The organism is Kouleothrix sp. 19917 (assembly GCF_057073505.1).
The window spans coordinates 7,551,247-7,571,732 of record NZ_CP097099.1; the positions used below are offsets into that span (position 1 = coordinate 7,551,247).

At 65.1% G+C, this 20,486-nt stretch carries 6 protein-coding genes; 2 read left to right on the forward strand and 4 right to left on the reverse strand.

Annotation, left to right across the window (positions count from 1 at the left end; translation table 11 throughout):
- Positions 1-48 precede the first annotated feature (48 nt).
- From M1P90_RS30435 to M1P90_RS30445, 3 genes are all read right to left on the reverse strand, one after another.
- Positions 49-1,188, reverse strand: coding sequence for an enolase C-terminal domain-like protein (locus M1P90_RS30435; protein ID WP_483699493.1), 1,140 nt, complete (start codon positions 1,186-1,188; stop codon positions 49-51).
- A 336-nt stretch (positions 1,189-1,524) separates the two neighbouring features.
- Positions 1,525-12,348 (reverse strand): Ig-like domain-containing protein, encoded by a 10,824-nt coding sequence (locus M1P90_RS30440; RefSeq protein WP_483699495.1) that lies wholly within the window; start codon positions 12,346-12,348, stop codon positions 1,525-1,527.
- A gap of 16 nt (positions 12,349-12,364) precedes the next feature.
- Positions 12,365-12,580 (reverse strand): hypothetical protein, encoded by a 216-nt coding sequence (locus M1P90_RS30445; protein ID WP_483699496.1) that lies wholly within the window; start codon positions 12,578-12,580, stop codon positions 12,365-12,367.
- Between the two features lie 361 nt (positions 12,581-12,941).
- On the opposite strand from M1P90_RS30445, the gene M1P90_RS30450 reads away from it, so the two are divergent.
- Both M1P90_RS30450 and M1P90_RS30455 read left to right on the forward strand, forming a co-directional pair.
- Complete coding sequence (locus M1P90_RS30450; protein WP_483699498.1) at positions 12,942-16,409, forward strand: AfsR/SARP family transcriptional regulator; 3,468 nt, start codon at positions 12,942-12,944, stop codon at positions 16,407-16,409.
- A 19-nt stretch (positions 16,410-16,428) separates the two neighbouring features.
- A complete protein-coding gene (locus M1P90_RS30455; protein WP_483699500.1) occupies positions 16,429-18,846 on the forward strand; it encodes an alpha-mannosidase in 2,418 nt (805 codons plus the stop codon).
- A gap of 191 nt (positions 18,847-19,037) precedes the next feature.
- Here the strand turns inward: M1P90_RS30455 and M1P90_RS30460 are convergent, their stop codons facing one another.
- Positions 19,038-20,357 carry an MFS transporter gene (locus M1P90_RS30460; protein WP_483699501.1) on the reverse strand — a complete coding sequence of 440 codons (1,320 nt, stop codon included), beginning with the start codon at positions 20,355-20,357 and terminating at the stop codon, positions 19,038-19,040.
- Between the last annotated feature and the right edge of the window lie 129 nt (positions 20,358-20,486).

A 20,486-nucleotide genomic window follows, 5' to 3' on the forward strand; every position in this document is an offset into this window, starting at 1 on the left:
CGAGGCATTGGTGGCTGTGCCTGCACCAACGCCCCGAGTGGCCGTATTCTACAGAGATCGCCTGAAGCCATCGCGTGCAATCGCCTGCTCGAACCTCGCCTGGTCTAATGTGAGGCCAAATCCCGGCGTATTCGGTACCGATACCCATCCATCCTGAATGGTGTAGCCCGAGGTATCGATTTCTGCGGTCGTCGCTTCGTCCCACTCAGCATACGTAAAACGCTGGATCGCGCCCGCCAGATGGCAGGACGCATAGTTGCCGTAATAGCCGCCATAGTGGTGCGGTGCCGAGCGCACGCCCACGGCATCCAGCTCGCGGCCAAGCGCCAGCCAGCGCGTGAAGCCATAGCCAAAAATATCGTACTGAATCACGTCGATCAGCCCTGCGCTTGCCCATTGGATGAGCCGTGGGTCGGCCTTGCCTTCGCCGTCGGCAATCAGCACCGGCAGGTCGTGCTGCGACAGCCAGTCGCGCAGGTCGCGGTACAGCACATCATCTTCATGGAAGGCTTCTTCCAGCCAAACGATCCCGCAGCCTGCGGTCTCGGCTAGGACATGCTTGGCAAGGTTGAGGTTGTAGCCATTGTTGGCATCCAGCATGATCGCCGCCTCTGGACCGACGGCCGCGCGCACTGCTCGGATGATTGCGATATCGCGCCGTGTGCCCTGCTCGAGCGCAAGGTGCCGCGCGCCACGCCCAACCTTGATTTTGAAGGCACGGTGGCCACGATCATAGCCCTCGCGGGCCTCGGACGCAATCAGCTCAGCGGCGGCCTCATCCGAATCGAGGTGCAGATCGTCGAAGTAGAGCGTGGTGTCGTAGCACGGCACCCGAAACGGCTCGCTCACCGTGGCGCCTGCAAGCGAGGCAGCCAGGGCATACACTGGCAGGGCGGCCCGCTGGCCAGCGAGATCCCAGAGCGGATACTCGAATGGCAGCCACGGCTCGCGCACGCCACGGCTATTTTCGAACAGCTCGCCAAGCGGCTGGCCCAGCAGCACCGTGGTGCGCTCTGGCTCGCCATAATAGGTGCCAAAGCCCCGCGCGCCATCCTCGTTGGTGATGCGCAGGATCGGCACGTTGATGGCGATGCCGTGCTCGCCCAGGCGAGCATTGCTGCCAGCCTTGCGTGGCCGCTGGGCCTGCAGCCGCGCCCACTCGACAGCCACGATGCGTTGGGTATCCATAGGTATGTGTCCGTCCATTGTCACACTCTGGCATTTCAGGAAGTTGCCTGCACACAAGGCACAGCAGGGCGTATGATACCACGGTTGGTGTGCGGCCACGGCATCGTTATGAACCTGCCGGGGCCATGTCAATGCTATAGCAGTTTGCAGTGGGCAGGATGCAGTCGGCAGTTACATTTTCCGCATCAAAACGCGCTTTTCATCGCCACACACATGGTCAATTGTTCTGCAAGCCGCTATAGAATGAGAACGCGAGTAGACGCAGATGACGCAGATATGAGGTCTCTCATCTGCGCCATCTGCGTCATCTGTGGATAGATTTTGACCGGCTCTGGCCTACGGTATCGTGTTGTCGCGCGTGTCGCCCTGGCTCGCGTTGAAGTCGGCTGCGCTGTCGTTGCCCGCGCCACCACTGAAGAAATCAGCGCCCAGCCCGCCGGTTAGCGCATCGTTGCCATCGCCGCCGCTCAGGCTGTCGTTGCCCGCCCCGCCGCTCAGGCTGTCGTTGCCAGTGCCGCCCGCGAGCGCATCGTTGCCTGCCCCGCCGCTCAGGCTGTCGTTCCCCGCCCCGCCATCCAGCACGTCGTCGGCTGCCCCACCGTTCAGACTGTCGTTGCCGTCGCCGCCGCACAGCAGGGCGCGGCCACTCCCGCCATTCAGCGCGTCGTTGCCGGCCAGCCCGAAGACCATCTGCGCGCCGCTGCCACTCGCGCTGATCGTCTCGTTGCCAGTGGTGCCGACCACGACCGCGAACGTCAGCGTGGCGCTGCCGCCCTTGCCGTCGCTGAGTGTGAGCGTGACGACCGCACTGCCGCTCTTGTTCGGCACCACCGGCGCGACGGTGATTGTACGGCTGGTTCCGCTGCCGCCAAACGTGATTGCGCTGGCGGGCACGAGTGTGGCGCTCGACGAGCTGCCGTTCAGGCTAAGCGCGTCACCATCCACGTCGGCAACCGCGAGGTTGAAGGTGCCGTTTGCCCCACTCGCAGCGCACTGGCCGCCCGCCGCCAGCACAATCGTCGGCGCGTCGTTGACGGGCGTGACCGTGATCGTGAAGCTTTGCGGCGGGCTGGTGATGCCGTCGCTGCTCTTGATCACCGCCGTGATGCTTGCCGTGCCGCTGGCCTTCGCGGCGGGCGTGAAGCTGAGCTTGCCATCGGGCGCAATGCCTGGGGCTGCGCTGAACAGGCCCGGGTTGCTGTTGCCGGTAATGGCGAAGCTGAGTGGCGGGCGGCCAGTGCCAGCCGAGATTCCGCTAGCCCAGGCAGCATTATACGCGCCCGAATCCTCAAGAACCGTGACATTCGGCCCCTTGGTAAACACTGGCCCGCGATACAGCGGCGTGACGTTCACCGTCACCGTCGCCGCAGCCGAGTCCAGCTGGCCATCGCTGGCGACAAACGTGAAGCTATCGCTGCCGCCAAAGCCACTGTCGGACAGGTAGGTCAGGTTTGGCGCGGTGCCTTGCAGCACGCCATGCGCCGGGCCACTCACGACCCGGTAGGTCAGCGGGTCGCTGTCGCTGGCCGCCAGCATGATCGGCGTGATGCTGCCTTCGAGCGCGCTAAGGGTCTGGCTGGCCGCAACTGGCGCGGCGTTCACCACCGTCCAGCTGAATGCTGCGGCAGCGCCAGCCTGCCCGGTTCCGCTGCGGGCGCGCACCTGGAAGGTGTGTGCGCCATAGGCCAGCCCAGTGTAGCGCTGCGGGCTGGTGCACGCGCTGAAGCTGGCCGCGTCGAGCGCGCACTCAAGCGAGCTTCCGGTTCCGCTGAAGCTAAAGCTGGCGTCGCGGCTGCTGCTCGGGTTGGTCGGGCTTGTGGTGATGGTCGCGTCAAGCGCGCTCGGGCTGACGGTCCAGCTTGCGCTGGCTGGCGACAGGTCGACAAACCCTTGCGCGTCCACCGCGCGCACGCGGAAGGTATGCGCGCCCTTGCTGAGATCGGCGTAGCTTTGCGGGCTGGCGCACGGCGCGAAGGCACTGGCGTCGAGCTGGCACTCGAATGCTGTCACTTCAGGGCCACTCGCGCCCGGCGTGCCGGTGAAGGTGAAGCTGGCGCTGTTCGTCGTGCTTGGGTTGGCCGGCCCGGCGCTGATGCTGGTGTCCGGCGGGTTACTCGACGACAGGTTCGTGCCAATGGTCTGGGTCGCCTGGCTGATCCGCCCGGCGCGGTCGATTGCGCGCACGGTGATGCTGAGCGCGCGGCCTTCGGGATCCTGTACTGGCAGCGCCGTTTTCCAGGTGCCGTTGCCGAATTCCACGTCGGCAAATGCGTGATTCCCTTCGCGGATCTGCACCGCCGCCAGGCCAACGCTGTCGCTGGCGGTGCCGTTGAAGCGCAGCACGCCGCTGCCCTGCTGCCAGGTGTCGGCGCTGGTCAGCGTCGCCGGGTCAATCGTGACCGACGGCGGCTGCGCGTCGGCGGTGAACGCGACCACAGGCGACGTGCCCTGGCTTGCGCCGGCCCAGTCGGTTGCGCGGGCGCTGAGCGTGTGCGGCCCCTGGCCCACGCCGCTGATGTTAACCGTGCGCAGCGTGCGAGTCACCGCGTCGGTTTGGGCAAAGCTCAGTGTCTGGACGACGGTGTTGTCCAGGCTGATCGCTACCTGCCTGAGTGACGCGCCAGCCTCGGCCGCAACCGTGACGCTGAGCGCGCTGGTGGCGGCAACAAAGCTGCCTTTGGTTGGTGAAACAACCACTGCTACCGGGGCCCCAGGCACCGCCTGTGCGCCTGGCGCGGCGTTCACGGCGACGGCTTTGGCCGCGAACGCTGGAGCGCTGGCCGGCTGAAGCGTGCTGCCAATCGAGGCGCAGTGGCCATATACGTCGCACGCGCCGGCCTGGATGCTCACGTTCGGGTCGGGCCACCAGTAGGCCGCCGACACCGCGAGGCCGTTGAGAATGGTGCGGTCGGGGAACAGCGCCTGCAAGGCCGGGTTGGTATCGAAGGTGCGTGTCGGCGTTGCGCCACCGGCCGGGCAGCTGAAGCTGCCTTCATCGATATAGCGGTCGGTCACAGCGCAGGTGAACGACAGATCGTACATCTGCAAGCCGCTGTTGTAGTCGTACCACGAGGTTGCGCCACGCGTGCCCGTCACAGTCACACGCGGGGCCAGGGTGTCGATCACGCCGCGCCAGATGTTGGACGTGAGCAGGGCGTTGCCAAGCCGGTCGGTCGCGCGCAGGTCGATCTGGTATTCACCTTCCAGCCCCGACGGCACACGGTAGCTCCAGGCGCTGGTCGCCACACCATCGCCGCGCTGCGCGACGCTTGCGGCCAGCCACGAGCGATTGAGCTGCGCGTCGGCCTGGTCGCTGGTGATGTCGGAAGGCAGCGCCGCGATCTGCTCGACCGGCGTAAAGGCGATTTCGAGCTTGTCGACGCCGGCGACGCTGGCCGGGATGTTGGCTGTGTCGGAGATAACGCCGCCCAGCGTGAGGGTGTCGGAGATCACTGGCCGCGTGGCGTCGATTGGGTTGAGCGCGACGGTCGGGCCGGCGACGTCGAGCAGCAGCGTGCCGCTGGCCGCGTCGTCGGCGCTGTGGTTGCCAACTTTGTCGGCTGCGCGCACCAGCACGGCGTAACCGCCGGTCGGGTCGGGCAAGCCGTCGGGGAAGGCGTAGGTGAGCGACCAGTTGCTGCCGTTGAGCGTAGCCTGCTGCCAGCCGTTGCCCTGGGCCGCGCCGCCCAGCCCGCGCAGCAGCACCTCGACCGAGCCGGTCTGCACGCCGCTGCCCGATCGGCTGCCAATCGCCGGGTCGCTGGCGGTGCCGCTGAGCGTGATCGTCCATTGCCCGCTGGCATTGCGGGTCGGCTTGATTGGTTTGGCCGAAAGCGCGCCCAGCGTCAGCTGCGGCGCGGTGGCGTCCGCAATCACGGTGATGCCCGCAGCGGGCGTTTCGACATTGCCAGCTACGTCGGTGGCGCGGCTCCTGATTGCGTAGGCACCCTCGGTGAGCGCGAGATTGTAGGCCCAGGTGGCCGCGCCGCTGGCCGCCTGCCAGGCACCATTGTTGATGCTGGCCTCGACTCCAGTGACGTAGGATGTCGTGTCTTTGGCGCTGCCGCCGATGGTCAGGATCTGGTTGCCCTGAAGGTACTGGTTGTTGCTCAGGCCCTCGATTGTCGACTCTGGCTTGTCGGCGTCGATCGTGACGGTCAGGCCGCCAGTCGCGGTGATTTTGCCGCCGCGCGTGTCTGTCGCGCTGACGTTGAGCTTGCTCCAGCGGTAGTTGTTCACGCCAACACAGTACGATTGCAGCGTGCGGTCGTACATCGCCTTCACCGTGCCCGTGTCGAGCGCGACTTTGTAGAACTGGAGCTGGTCGAGATCGGCCGGGTTGCCGCCAGCGAACAGCGCCGTGCCGGGCGTAAACGGCGCGCGACCGTTCTCGGTGGTGGGCGCGAGATCGCCATCGACAAACAGCTGGCGCTGGCCGCTGGTTGGGTTGCTGGTCGCCACAATGAAGTGCCAGTCGCCGTCGTTCAGCCCCGACGGGCCAGAGACCATGGTGTTATTGAGCATGAATATCAGCGCGCCATTCGCGTTCGGGTTGATATTGATGCGCAGGCCGCCGGGTGTGTCGCCCAGGATGAACGCGCCGCCGCCGCTGTCCGCGTGGGCACGATACCAGAAGGCAATGCTGAAGCGACTCTGCGCGTCGATTGGCGACGCAAAGCTGATGTACTGGCCCGCGTCCGTGAGCGACAGCGCGTAGTCCGAGGATGGCGTGCCCGCCGCAATGCCCGAGCTGTCGACCGCGCCGGCGATGCCCGCCGCCGGGCTGCCGCTTGCCGTGGCCGTAAAGCCGTGGCCCGAGCTGTCGGCAAAGGTGGTGGCGCCGGGCTGCTCCTCGAAGCGCAGATCGGCCACCGGCAGGGTGGTGACAGCCGGGCAGGCGATTGGGACGTCGGAGTTGTTCAGCACCACCTGCTCAGGCACCAGGTAGCTATACGACAGATCGGTCTTGAGCAGGTTTGAGCGTCCGCTGGCGCTGATGAACCATGCTTCGTGGATGGGGTCGTAGGCCACGTGCGGCTGGCGCTGCGTGCGGATCGAAGCAATCGACGGACCGGATGGTGTGACGCCGCGCAGCACGCCGCTCTTGGTGACGGGGAACAGGTTCGGCCCCTGCCAGAATGCGTACTGAACGTCGGTGTTCGGGTATTTCCACAGCATCAGGGTGCGGTCGCGCACCGGGTCGTAGGCCAGGGATGGCACCGCATTCTCGTCGCCGCCGATCTCGGCTGGCGTCATCGAGCTGAACGAGCCGATCAGGCTGCCGTTCTGGTCGACGTCGCCAACGAAGATTTGCTGGTAGTCCTGCGGGTCGGTGCGAAGCAGCTTCCAGGCGATTCGGTAGCGGCTGCCGATCCAGGCCAGCGCAATGCCCACGCCCGTGGTCGCAGAGCTGCGCGGGTTTTCGATCTCGACGGTGCTTGAGCCGAGTGTGCTGCCCGAGCTGCTGAACTTCATCAGGCCAATCTGCGTCACGCTTGTCTGCGTTGAGATCAGGAAAGTCAGCTCATAGGCAACCAGGAAGTTCTCGCCGTCGCTAGCCACCACGGGCCGGAAGCCGCGCGGGCCAAGGTTGTTTACCGTCACGTTGCCGATTACTGTGCCGTCCGGGCGCACCAGCCGGCCAAAAATCCAGTCGCGGGTGCCGGTGGTTGGCGTTAGGTTGTGCTGCTGCCACAGCACCAGGCAGATGCCGTTGTTGTTGCACGCGATCGACGAGGGCGAAACACCTGCGGACGAGGTGCCGCCGCTGGTGAAGAGGTTGCTCGCCGTGCCGCCAGGGACGCTGTTGAGCACCACAGCGCCATTCCCGCCAGCGCTGGTGCTGTCCGAGGTCATGGTCGTGACGAGGTAGGTATCCTGCCGGTCGGGGGCCGAGGCGGCCAGCTGCGAATAGCGCGCCGTCTGGGCCGTGCTGCCAAGCGAATTGAAGCTAAACGGGTCCCAGCTCAGTGTCGCTGGCCCGGTCGGCGCAAGCCGCGCGCGCACACTGCTGTTGATCGCCAGGGTCTGCGAGGGCAGGCCGGCCTGGGCCGCCAATTGCGTCTGCTGCGTGATCGTCTGCGCGTCGGTGAAGGTCAGCGGGTTGAACGGCAGCGCATACGGGGCCGGCGCGCCGCCAAGCGCATTCGGCGCATCAACATCCAGCACGCTCGGCGCCAGCGCGTCGTGCGCGACCACGGTGGTGGTGTAGGTCAGCGTCGCGCCGGGCCGCACGAATTGCTTGTCGGTCTCGGTGTAGACGCTGATCGGCGGGGTGTTGAACACAACCGGGTTGAACGGCACGCCCTGCTCGTCGACGCGCTTGGCAGGGTCGACCGACTGCGCCAGCTGGCGCTCGGCCAGGTCGCTGATGCCGTCGCCGTCGCTGTCGTCCAGGGTGGGGTTGGACGACACATGCACGGTCAGCGCGGTGGTGCCGCCAATCGCGACATCCCAGCCGCCCTGCCACGCGCCGGTAAGCTCGGCCTGCCGGGTGTTGGCGTTCAGCCGATAGACTGGGTGCCAGACCTCCTGACCGTCGCTCAGCCCGTCGTTGTCGCTGTCGGCGATTGCCGGGTTGGTGCCAAGCTGCGCCTCCTGCGCGTCAGTCAGGCCATCGCCGTCGCTGTCGAACTGAATGGCCGAGAAGGGCACGCTGCCCTGGCGCCGGTCGAGCTCGTACTTGTCCGACAGGCCATCGCCGTCGGTATCCCAGCGCGTGTCGTCGGGGTCGAGACCGCCATGGTTTGCGGCCAGCAGGCCATCGCCGTCGGCGTCGGCCAGCGAAGGAAATTTCGCGTCCCAGCTCATGCCGCGCCCGGCATCCGGCTTTGCGCCCAGGGCCATAAACTCGTCGAGCGTGGCCGGGAAAATGTCGTAGCGAATCGTGTCGATCCTGGTCGAGCTGTTGCCCTTGAATGTGCGCGTGTAGCAGACCGGAATCGGGTAGATGCCGAACAGCACCGGGATGCCCCAGCATTCGTAGGCCGGCAGCGCGTAGCCCATGTTGAGGTAGAACTGCGCCGGCTGGTTGAGCCCGGCCTGCATCCTGATGCCGGTTACGGGCGCTGGCGTGCTGGTGGCGTAGCCGCCGTACATTGGCGTCGCGGCGTATTTGTGATCCTGCGCCACGTTCTGCCACGCGCCCTTCATCTGGTCGCGCCCAACGTCCGTGATGTCCTGCTTGTTTGGCTGGGTCAGGCTGTATTTGAAGGTCGACGAGCGCAGATTGTCTTTCGAGAACATCCACAGGTAGAAGTTGATATACAGGCCGGCCGATGGATCGGGGTTCTTGTGGACGGCATGCGACGTGATTGGCATGGTGATCGACAGATCGTTGCCGGCCACAAACCCTTTGCTCGGGTCGGCCAGCGTGGTTTCCGGCCCGCCCGGCGCTACCATGTCGGTGCGGCTGGTATCGACCATCAGGTCGTAGTTGTACAGGTAGTAGGCAATTGCTTTGATCGCCGACGTGCCGAGCGTGAAGCATGCCCCGCCCAGCCCCGGCACGTTGCGCAGGTCGTCCACGCCCAGCTCGCAAATCGCGGTCAGCACCGCGTCGATTGCGGTAACAAGCCCCACCAGCAGCGTCCCAATCACGGTCGCGGAGAGAACCGCCAGCACAATGATGTAGATTGTCGCGGCGATTGTTTCGGCCAGCGCCCGGTTGAACTCGGGGCTAAAGGCCGAGACATGGTTGCTGACCATGCTGTAGATAAAGAAGCCCCAGGTCACGCTTATTGCGATCACGGCACCGATAGCGCCAGCATATTTCGAGATGCCCAGGCGCTCAGGAGCCGCCGAAAGGAGCTGTTTCAGCCCATCAGTTTTCGAAAGCGTGCGCAGGATAATTATTGGATCGATCACGGCAAAATACGTCTGCACGGTGAGAATAAAGGTCTTGAGCGCGATTTTCGCGCCGAGGTTGCCCTGGTTTTGGAACACGGCGGCAGTCACCAAACCGCCAATCACAATCGCCACGGCCACCACAATCAGCGTCCCAGTGCCTTTGTTGGCCTTGAAGTTTTGCAGCGCCTCCAGCGCCTTGCCCGCCGCGCCCTCGCGCACAAGCTGGCCGAGGTGCTGAAGCAGCGAGACCTTCTTTTCAAAGCGCGCCAGAATCGCTTCGTTCGCGATCGCAAGCCCAATCGCCGCGCCGCCGTTCAGCGTGATGCGGACGGTGGCGGCGGTTTCCGAGTCGGTTTTGAGCGAGTAGCGCCCCGAGACCACCGTGCTGTCCTGCTGCACCAGGCTGTTGATGCCCTGAGAAAGCGCAAGGTCGTAGAAGTGCGTGACGATCATGCGGCCCGCCGCTACGTCGGGGTCGGCCGGGTCGCCCGGCAGCACTGCCCGATTGACGTAGCGACTCTCCAGCTCATTCCAGTAGCTTTCCGCGTCACAGGCAGCCCAGGTGGTGGCGCTCGCGGCGCGGCAGAAATGCGCCCACTTCAGGCCAACCAGTGTGTTCAGCGCGACTTTCGGCTGGCTGGCTGGCTGCATGTCGAGCGTTGCGCCGCTGTTGCTGAGCGTGACATAGCCGCCCGTCAGGCCAGCCGCGTCCAGGCTCAGCGCGCGCGATTGCTGCTCGTAGGCGAACATGAGCGTGGGCTTGAGCGTTTTGTCGGCGTTCCAGCTCGTGTTGAAGCGCGTGTTCAGCACGCCAAGCGTGTCGGTCATGACCGTGTTGCCGGCAGCTTCGTCGAAGGTGGCGTAGTCGTGCCGCTCGACGCGCATGGTGTTCAGGTCGCCATCCAGCCCCCAGCGCAGATCCGAGCTGACGCCGCTGTTGCGCGTGTGGTCGAAGCGGCTGGCAATCGTGTCGATGTCGACATCGCGCACGCCATTGTTGTCCTGATCGCGTCCCGCCAGGAAGGAGTTGTCGAGGCCGTGCGACAGCGCGATGAGCGAGCTGTCATCTTTTTTGTCGGTATCGGTGGCCGGGTCTTCGTAGATCACGGCGGTCTTTGCGCCGTGGTGCTCGCTGACGTTCAGCCCGGCCAGCTTCCAGTCGTCGTAGTAGGTTTGTATGACCTGCGGCACATTATGGATGTAGCCATCGGTCGCGCAGCCCTGCGCCACCGCCTGCGCGTCTTCGCTGTCGCAGGGCAGATCGACAAGGTTCTGGATGACCCAGGCCAGCCGCACATCTTGCGCCGCCCAGCTTGTGCCGGGCAGGTAGCGCATGCGCCCGCTAAACGCCACACGCGCGCCGGTCTTTTCGTCGGTGATGATGCTGAGCGGCACATACACGATTTTGGTGCTGGCGTCGGCGGTGTAGTCGTGCACCGAAACGCCATAGGGCGTCAGCACATTCTGGGGCGGCAGGTTTGCGCCCGAGTTCGGCACGCGCAATTCCAGCATCGGCACGAGCTTCATGTCGCCATTGGCGTCGTTTGTCGCGGGCGTGCCGTTCTGCGCCGTCACAACGTCCTTGAACGTCTTGCCATCGACATCCTGAACCTGGCCCTGGCTGTCGAACGGCCAGTCGAGCACATTCAGCGCAAACCACAGGTGCTTGTCACTCGCCGGCCGAATCTGGAAATCCACAAACGCCGGAACCTGCGCCGCGAGGTGGTTCAGCGTGAGCTTGAATGGGTTGGCGTCGTTAAACACCGCCGCGCTGGCCGTGAACGGGGCCAGGTCGAGCCGGTCGGGTACGCCGTCGTTGTCGTTGTCGGCGTCGAACACGTCGGGTGTGCCGTCGCCGTCGGTGTCGCGGTTGCAGGGCGGGATCTGGCTGGCGGGCGTGCCATCGGCCGGCGGTGTCTGCCAGCACTCCTGCCCGTCGGCAATGCCATCGCCATTGCTGTCGGCCTGCTGGGCGTTGAGATACCACGTCTTTCCGCCAAGCGCGAAGCCGCGCACCTCGATCGCGTCTGGCACACTGTCTTCGTCGCTGTCGGCATAGGCCGGGTCGGTGCCAACGCGCTGCTCCTGGTAGTCGGTCAGGCCATCCTGGTCGGTGTCGAGCCCGGTATCGGCGGCCAGCACGCTGGAAGGCGCTTGCGGCGCAGCGCTCACGCCGGATGGCTGATTTGCCAGCTCGGCCGTTGCCAGCGGGTTGGCGTGCGGGTTGAATTCGGGCCGGTCGCCCTGCGACAGCAGCGAGCGCTGCAAATCGCCTTGCTGGCGCTCTTGCTCCTGCGTGGCGGCCTGGGCGGTCTGCGCTGCCATGAACGAGCTGATCTGCACATCTTGCAGCAGCGGGCCAAGCACAATGCTGGTGATCAGGAACGCCGCCAGCCCCTTCTGAAGCCGGCGCGAGCGGCGAAAACGCAGCATGACGCTCATCAGCACCGAGGCGATTGCAAGGAGCAGGACATCGCCGGTATGGGGCAGGCGCTGGCTGAGCATGCCCAGGAAGCCAGCCGTTGCGCTGGCGGGTGGCGTGCCATACTGCGAGAAATCGACCGTGATCTGCGCGTTCAGTGTTTCGTCGCGCTGCTCGGGGAACGCCAGATTCAGGATCTGCCGCACCGGCAGGCCATTCTCGGCCACCCACAGCTCGCCGTCGCCGGTCATGTCGCGATAATACGGCGATACCTCCAGCTGCGAGCCGGAGGGCAGTGCGCCGCGGGCGCGCATGGCTTGTTCGAGCTGGTCGCGCACAAACGTGGCAAAGGCCGGCCCATCGACCGTAAAGCTGTAGCGCGTCACCACAATGCCGGCGTGCGTCTCGGGCGCGTGGGCCTGAACGCCGCGCACAGCACTGAGGTAGGCCATAAAATCGCCCTGCGGGGCGATTCCGTCGGCCACGCTGCCAGTTTCCTGCCAGTCGCCCGCGCCGTGGCGCATGAAGGTCTTGCCATGATCAATCTTGATCGCCGCCCCGCTCTGGTCGAGCAGCACGCTGCCGCCGTCCGACCACAGACGCATCTCCATTGTCTCTGCGCGCAGGTCGGTCTGGCCCTGCAGGTGCAGCTGCGTGATGCGGCTGCCGCGCCCGACGTTGCTGGCTTTCGGAGCGGGGATGCTCACCTGGGTCACATCGCTGTCGAAGTGATACGAGCCAGCGGCACGGGCACGCGCCAGCGCGGCGCTCACCGGGTCGGGCTGCGCGGCGGCAGCCTGCGGCCGGATGGCGAGGCCAAGCGCCAGCGCGCCAGCAACGACCACGAGAACGAGCAGTATCCATCGGCGGTGCCAGGGCTGATTGATCATGGTATGCTCCTGATGCTTAGTTTGCCGACTCGTCGGGCGGGGGTGGTTCGGCGGTGGTTTGTGCTTCAAGAAACTCAAACAGGTCGTCCAGGCAGGCAAACAGCACAATTTCGCCCGACTGCGCGGATTGCGCCGAGGCACGCCAGGGCGCCTGAGCGCTGTCCTGCCACATGCGAATCAGGTAGGCGGCATATTTGCCCAACGGCTTGCGCTGGCTGTGTTCGAGCGACATGCTTGGTTTTTGTCGGCGATTTTGGGCGGGTCGGGAAAGATGAGGCCACGATAGCGCGCGAGCGTTGCAGGTGCGTTTCAACTGTGGCCGGGCAGCGTTGCAAGAACCGGCAATCTTGGAAAGCGCAGCGTTGCAAATCGCCAGGGCCATCTCAAAATACCAAAATTCATCCACAGATTACGCAGATTACACAGATATAAAGTCTCTCATCTGCGTAATCTGCGTAATCTGTGGATAGATCCCGTTCCCATTCCAACTTTGAAACGGCGCTGGCAAACCTCCACAAATGCTTCACAGCCCTACCTGCTTCGGCTATAATGAAACCCATCAGCCTGCCAAATTTCAGCATATGGGCGACAGAATGCACACGGCACGGATTGCGCTCCACTGCCTTGGCACCTTCGAGCTTACGATCGACGCCACGGCGGTCACCGCCTTCCCAACCGACAAAATTCGCGCGCTGCTGGCCTACCTTGCCCTTGAGCAAGACAACCGGGCGGGGGCGCGCCTGCATCGGCGCGAGATCCTGGCCGGCCTGCTCTGGCCCGAAATGGCCGACGATATGGCGCTGGCCAATTTGCGCCTGGCCATCCACCGGCTGCGCCAGACGCTGGATCGCGCCGCTGCGGGCACGGGCGCCGCGCTGCTGACGAGCACGCGGCAAACCGTGCAGCTCAACCCCGCCACGCTTGCCGTCGACGTCACGCGCTTCCAGGCGCTGCTGGCCGAAAGCGCCGCGCACGAACACCACGATCTTCCGGGCTGCGACGCATGCCTGACAAAGCTGGCCCAGGCTGTCGAGCTGTACCAGGGCGAGCTTCTGGCCGGCTTTGGGCTTGCCGACGCCCCGGCCTTTGAGGAATGGCTCCTGCTGCGGCGCGAGATGCTGCACCAGCAGGCGCTGATTGCGCTGCACAGCCTGGCCGCCGCCTGGGAGCAGCGCGGAGATTACGATCAGGCGCACCTCTACGCCAGCCGGCAGCTTGCGCTCGATCCCTACCGCGAAGAGGCGCACCGCCAGCTGATGTGGATTCTGGCGCTGCGGGGCTTGCGCGGCACGGCCCTGGTTCAGTACGAACGCTGCCGCCAGCTTCTGGCCGACGAGCTGGGCGTGGAGCCGGACACAGCGACGACCGCGCTCTACCTGCAGATCCGCGACAGCAAGCTCGGGCCGGCGCCAGGTGGTCGCGCCGCGCTGGCGCGCGAGCGTGTCGCTTCCCCCGCGCCAGCCAGCACGCAGGAAGCATCACCGTCGAACCTGCCATCCCCGCTCACATCGCTGATCGGGCGCGAGGGCGAGCTGGCGCGCATCGACGGGCTGCTCCGCGGCAGCGGCACCCGGCTGGCCACAATCGTTGGCGCGGGCGGCGCGGGCAAAACCCGGCTGGCGCTCGCCGCGGCCTGGGCGCTGCGCGACGCCTTTGCGGATGGCGTGTGGTGGGTGCCGCTGGCCGGGATTGCGACCGCCGGCCTGCCGACTCAGTATGATGCGCTGGCGACGGCGGTGGGTGTGGCAATTGGCCGGCCCTTCGAAGGGCGGAACATGCCGCTGGATGAGCTGCGCAGCTACCTGCAGGAGCGCGCAATGCTGCTGGTGCTGGATAACTGCGAGCACCTGCTGATCGTCGCGCCGTTTGTGCGCCAGCTTCTGGAAGCCGCGCCGCGCCTGCGCGTGCTTGCCACTTCGCGCGTCGTGCTCGACACCGCCAACGAAGTGGTGATTCGCCTGGAAGGCTTGCCTCTGCCCGAGCCGAGCGCCAACGACCCCGCCAGCTATGCGGCAGTGCAGCTGTTTCTGGAGCGGGCGCGCCGGCAAACGCGCGACTTCGACGACTCACCCGCAGCCCTGGCGGCGATTGTGCGCCTCTGCCGGCTGCTGGATGGCCTGCCACTGGCGATCGAGCTGGCTGCGCGCTGGGTCAGCCACTACACCTACGACGAGATCGCCCAGGAAATTCAGGCCGACCTCAACTTCCTGAGCGTCGATAGTGCCGATATTCCCGAGCGGCAGCGCGGCCTGCGCGCCGTGTTCGACTACTCGTGGCGGCTGCTGGTGCCAGCCGAGCGGCAGACCCTGGCGCGCCTGTCAGTGTTTCGCGGCTCGTTCGACCGGGCTGCGGCGCAGGAAGTGGCAACGACGCGGGCCACAACGCTGGCGGCGCTGGTCGATGCCTCGCTGCTGCGCAGCCTGGGCGTCGGGCGCTACAGCCTGCACGAGCTGGTACGCCAGTTCGCCGCCGAACGGCTGGCGCAGTCGGCAGAAACCGAGCTTCTGGCCGAACGCCATGCGGCCTATTATCTCGACCTGATGAGCCGGCAGGAGAGCGCGCTGTTTGGGGATACGCCGCAGGCCGCGGCCACGATCATTCGCGCCGTGGCCGACAACCTGCACCCGGCATGGATCTGGGCGGTCGCGCATAATGCATGGGATCGAATCGCGCGCAGCCTGCTGGCGCTGCGGCAGTATGCCCGTATCGACGGCCGCTTCTATGAATTTGCATCACTTGTTGCGGCAGCCAGCGAGCGGCTTGGCGCGCAGATCGCAGCAGGGGAAAATGTGCCAGGGCGAATGATGCTGCTGGGCCGGCTGCGCGGCACCGAGGCGTATTTCCTTGAACGGCAGGAGGCTCGCGCTGCCGCTGCAGCCACAGCACACGCCGCAATCGCATGCGCGGCGGCAGCGGGCGACGCCATTGGCGAAGCCTATGCCTACCTGCAGCTCAGCACTGCCACAGTTCCCTACATTGCCGCGCTGGCGCCCCGCGAGGCGCTGCCGGCAATTGGCTGGCTCGAGCGGGCGATCAGCCTGTGCCGGCAGCCAGCGGGCGGCGCGCCACTGGAACAGCGCTTTGCCGCTGAAGTGGAGGCGGAGTGCCTGCTGAAACTCAGCACAATCCGCATCGAGCTGCGCGAATATGCGGCGGCGTGCGCGCTTGCCGAGCAGGCGCTGGCCCTGACGCGCAGGAGCGGCGACCGCATGCAGCAGGCCCGCGCGCTCAGCATTTCGGCGATGGCGCTGGAGAACGCAGGGCGGTTCGAGGCTTCCTACGAGCGGCGATTGGTGATGCTCGACCTGGCGCGCGCCAATGGCAGCCGCCCGCAGGAACATATCGCGCTCAACAATCTGAGCTGCACCGCGATCTACCTGGGCGACTACCCGGGCGCGCTGGAGTATGCGCAGGCAGCGCTGCGCATCTGGGGCGAGTGGATGCAGAACCCCTACCAGGACGCCGATTCCTACCACACGCTGAGCTGGGCGGCCTGCCGGGCGGGTGCCACCGAGCTGGCGCTCGACGCCGCCGAGCGGGCGCTGGCCTCGGCCCAGGCGTCGCGCATCCCGCAAAATCTGACATTGCCGCTGCTGGCGCTTGGCGATGCGCTCTACGATGTCGAGCGCCACGCCGAGGCCAGCGCAGCCTATAGCGCGGCGCTGGCGCTTGGCCGCGAGCGCGAAATGCCCTCACTCATCGCCGTTGCGCTCGCGGGCGTGGCGCGCTGCCAGCTGGCCGAAGGCAGGCACACCGAGGCGCGCGCGGCCGTCGATGAATTGCTCGGCAGCGTGGATGTGCTGACTCTCGGATGCCTTTGGGAACCGCTGCGCGTGGCCGAAATTTGCTACCGCGTGCTGCAGGCAGGCGGCGACGCACGCGCGCCCGGCTTGCTGCGCGATGCCGCCGCGCTGCTCGGCCAGCAAGCCGACCAGATAGCGGATGCTACACGGCGGCGCGTCTTCCGCGAGCAGGTAGCCGCGCATCGCACGATCCTCGAGGCCGCCGGAGCCTACGAAATCACAGGCCGGGAACGCCCTGCCAGACAGCCGCCCGTATGATAGCAACAAGAGAGGACCCATGAAGCGCGCAACGCTGCACATGATCGGCAATGCCCACCTCGACCCGGTATGGCTATGGCGCTGGCAGGAAGGCTTTCAGGCCGCGAAGGCGACATTTCGCTCGGTGCTGAACCTGATGAACGAGTACGACGATTTTGTGTATACGTCCAGCTCGGCTGCAATTTACGAATGGATCGAGCTGAACGACCCGGCGATGTTTCGCGAGATCCAGGCGCGTGTGGCCGAAGGGCGCTGGCAGATCGTGGGCGGCTGGTGGATCCAGCCCGACTGCAACCTCCCTTCTGGCGAGTCGTTTGTGCGGCAGGGGCTGTATGGCCAGCGCTATTTCGCCACCAGGCTCGGGGTGCGCGCCACCGTCGGCTACAACGTCGACAGCTTTGGGCACCACGCCATGCTGCCGCAGATCCTGCGCCAGAGCGGCATGGATTCCTATGTGTTTATGCGGCCGGGGCCACACGAGAAAGGCTTGCCCGGGCGCGTGTTCTGGTGGGAAAGCGACGACGGTTCGCGCGTGCTGACCTACCGCATTCCGTTTGAGTACCTTTCGTGGGGCAAGGAGCTGGAAAAGTATATCGCGCGCACCGCTGGCGAGCTGAAACCGCCATTCGACGAGCTGATGTGCTTCTATGGCGTGGGCAACCACGGCGGCGGGCCAACCCGCGAGAACCTTGCGAGCATCCGCCATCTGCAAGGCAATCCCGATCTGCCAAAAATTCTTTTTAGCTCGCCACCGCAGTTCTTTGCAGCAATCAGCAGGAGCGATCTGCCGATCCCGACCGTTCACGACGAGCTTCAGCACCACGCCAGCGGCTGCTACGCGGCGCATTCGGGCGTGAAGCGCTGGAACCGCCAGGCCGAAAACCTGCTGATCGCCGCCGAGACCTTTTCAGCAATTGCCGAGCGCGCCACCGGCCAGCCCTACCCCGCCGATTTCGCGCACGCCTGGAAGCAGGTGTTGTTCAACCAGTTTCACGACATTCTGGCGGGCACAAGCCTCGAACAGGCCTACGACGATGCGCGCAGCAGCTTTGGCGAAGCGATGGCGATTGGCGGCCGCAACCTCAACTATGCCACACAGTCGCTGGCCTGGAATATCGACCTTCCGCACACGCCCGGCCGCACGCCCCTGGTGGTGTTTAACCCGCACGCCTGGCCAAGCCGCGTACCGGTGGAAGTGAGCTTCGGCGGCTTGCGCGAAACCCACGCCCTGACCGACGACGAGGGCCGGCCAGTGCCACTGCAAATGGTGCACTCGGGCATTATTGCGGGCGGCTGGCGCAAGCGGCTGGCCTTTGTTGCCGATCTGCCGGCGCTGGGCTACCGGGTCTATCACGTCGTCGACGATCAGCCGCCGCAGCCAGCCGCGCCGATTGCAGCCGAAGAAAACGTGCTGGAGAATGAGCACTTTCGCCTTGAGATCGACCCGGCGACTGGCTGGGTGCAGCGCCTGTACGACAAGCAGCGCGACTTCGAGGTGCTGCGCGGCCCGGCCCGCCCGCTGGTGATGCGCGACGAAAGCGACACCTGGAGCCATGGCGTCTACCAGTTCAATGATGTGATTGGCGAGTTTACAGGAACCACTGTGCGGCGCGTCGAGCACGGCCCGGTGCGCAGCACACTGCGCGTGGAAACGAGCTATGGCGCGTCGCGCCTGACGCAAGACTACAGCATGTCGGCTGGCAGCGACGTCATCGAGGTGCGCGTGACCATCGACTGGCGTGAGCAGTGGAAGATGCTGAAACTCGCGTTTCCCGTCAACCTCAACTTCATCCGCGCCACCTACGAAATTCCCTATGGGCATATCGAGCGGCCCGGCAATGGCGAGGAAGAACCCGGCCAGCGTTGGGTCGATCTGAGCGGAGTGGCGCGTGGAATCGACATTCCCTACGGCCTGAGCGTGCTGAACGACGGCAAATACAGCTTCGATGTGAGCGGCAACGAGCTGCGAATGACGGTGCTGCGCAGCCCAATCTACGCGCATCACGACCCGCACCTGCCCGCGCCCGGCGAGCACTACCCCGTGATCGACCAGGGCGTGCAGCAGTTCACCTATGCGCTGCTGCCGCACGAGCAGAGCTGGGAGCAGGCTGGCACCGTTCGGCGCGCGTGCGAGCTGAACCAGCGGCCGATTGCCATTGTGGAGACATACCACCCCGGCGCACTGCCGCAGCGCAATTCGTTTTTGTCGGTCGAGCAGGATAATATTGTGGTGAGCGCAGTGAAGCGCGCCGAGGAAGGCGACGACCTGATCGTGCGCTGCTACGAGACACATCGCATCGCGACCGACGCCACGATCCGGCTGCCCGCCTGGGGCCGCGAGTTTGCGGCCAGCTTCCGGCCCTGCGAGATCAAAACATTTCGCATTCCTCGCGACGCGAGCGCGCCAGTGTCAGAAACGAATATGCTGGAAGATTGACGCGAGCGCCGGTGGCAGTTGCGCTTGCGGGCGTGGCGCGCTGCCAGCTGGCCGACATGTATGTACCTATCGCTTTCCTGATAATGCCCTAGAGCATTGTCAGGAAAGCGATACGGAAATCTTGAAAGAATTTCCGCATTGTAATCACCAAACCCTGTTCCCTATCCTCCAAACCCTGTGCTGAACGCACACTAGGAAAGCTCACGCCCGGCGGGTGCCATGGCTACCTGCCGATGCCGTGGGTCGCGCACAAACCAGGTGAGCAGCACAAAAGCGATCACACCAAAGAGCCCCGCAACGACGAAGGCAAGCCGGTAATCCCCGATCTCCACCAGCCAGCCACCAAGGACCGGTGCCAGCAGCGTTGGCAGGGCGATCAGCGTGCCATGCAGGCCGAGATAAGTCACGCGTTCTGCCGGCGCTGCAAACTCAACCACCATATTGAGCGCTGTCGCAAAGACCAATCCTGTTGCCGCGCCGATCAAGGCAAAGACGACCGAAAAGCCCAGCGGCGTCGCGACCACCAGGCTCATACCCATGGCTGCAGCCTGGGCAAGCAGGGCGAACTGCAGCGAAGGCTTGTAGCCGTACCGGTCGGCAAGCATGCCAAACAGTGGCGTTGCAATCACCTGGGCGCCCAGCATCCAGGCCGTAAAGCGGCCGGCCATGCTTGCTGGCAAATCGCGCTGCTCTGTGGCATACACCGCGACGAAGGCAGTAGCCAGGCCCGCAAATGCGCTGAGCACGCGCACAATGATGAACATCCTGAAGTCGTGATCGCGGCGCAGGAGCGCTGGCAGTTGCCCAATGTACGCGCCAACGCCGATCGCCTCGGCCCGCTCTTCGGCCACCGGTTCGTAGATGGCGGTGAGCCCCAGGAACGACACAAACAGGCACACGCTGGCGGCAGCGAAGCAGGCAGCGAAGTTATATGGGAAGGCAAAGGCAGCCAGCACACGTTCGGCAGCAAGGCCGCCGGCAACGCCCAGCAATCCACTCAGCGCACCGCTCCAGCCGAACAGCTTACCGCGCATTCGCAACGGCGTGACGCGCGCAACAATGTCCATCCATGCCGGCAAACAGATCCCGCCACCAAGGCCAAAAATTGCCAGCAGGCCGGCGGTGATGGCCAGCATGGCGGAAGGGTTGCTTGTAGCGAACATAACCGAGAGGATGGCAAGAAGCAGAAAGGGCAGGCGTTCGATCACCGTCATCTTCAGCAGAAATGGAAGCTTGCGCGGAAGCGGAGCAACATAGGGCGCGGCGAACAGCGGCGGGAGCAGCTGGCCGGTTTGTACCAGGGCGGGAATGAGGCCAATCAGCAGTGCCGAGCCGCCAAGTTCGCTGATGAACAGCGGAACGATTGTGTTCGCTGAGACAAATGCCAATGCAAGCGAGAAGAACAGCGAATCGACGAAATTTGCGGCGAAGTTACGCTTCCAGCGCGGCGGAAATGGTATCTCGCCTAGCGCCGGCCTGATTTCCGGCTCGGCAGCTTCGGTTGTCATCATGGCAGGTCGCGCGCTCCTTGTTTCTGGCGGTCGTGAGATGGCGTACAGTATACCGTGTATTTGGCGCATCCCGGTCGTTATCAGCACGCGTTCCTTTCCAGCACAGCACGAGCGGGCCATGCTGCCCGC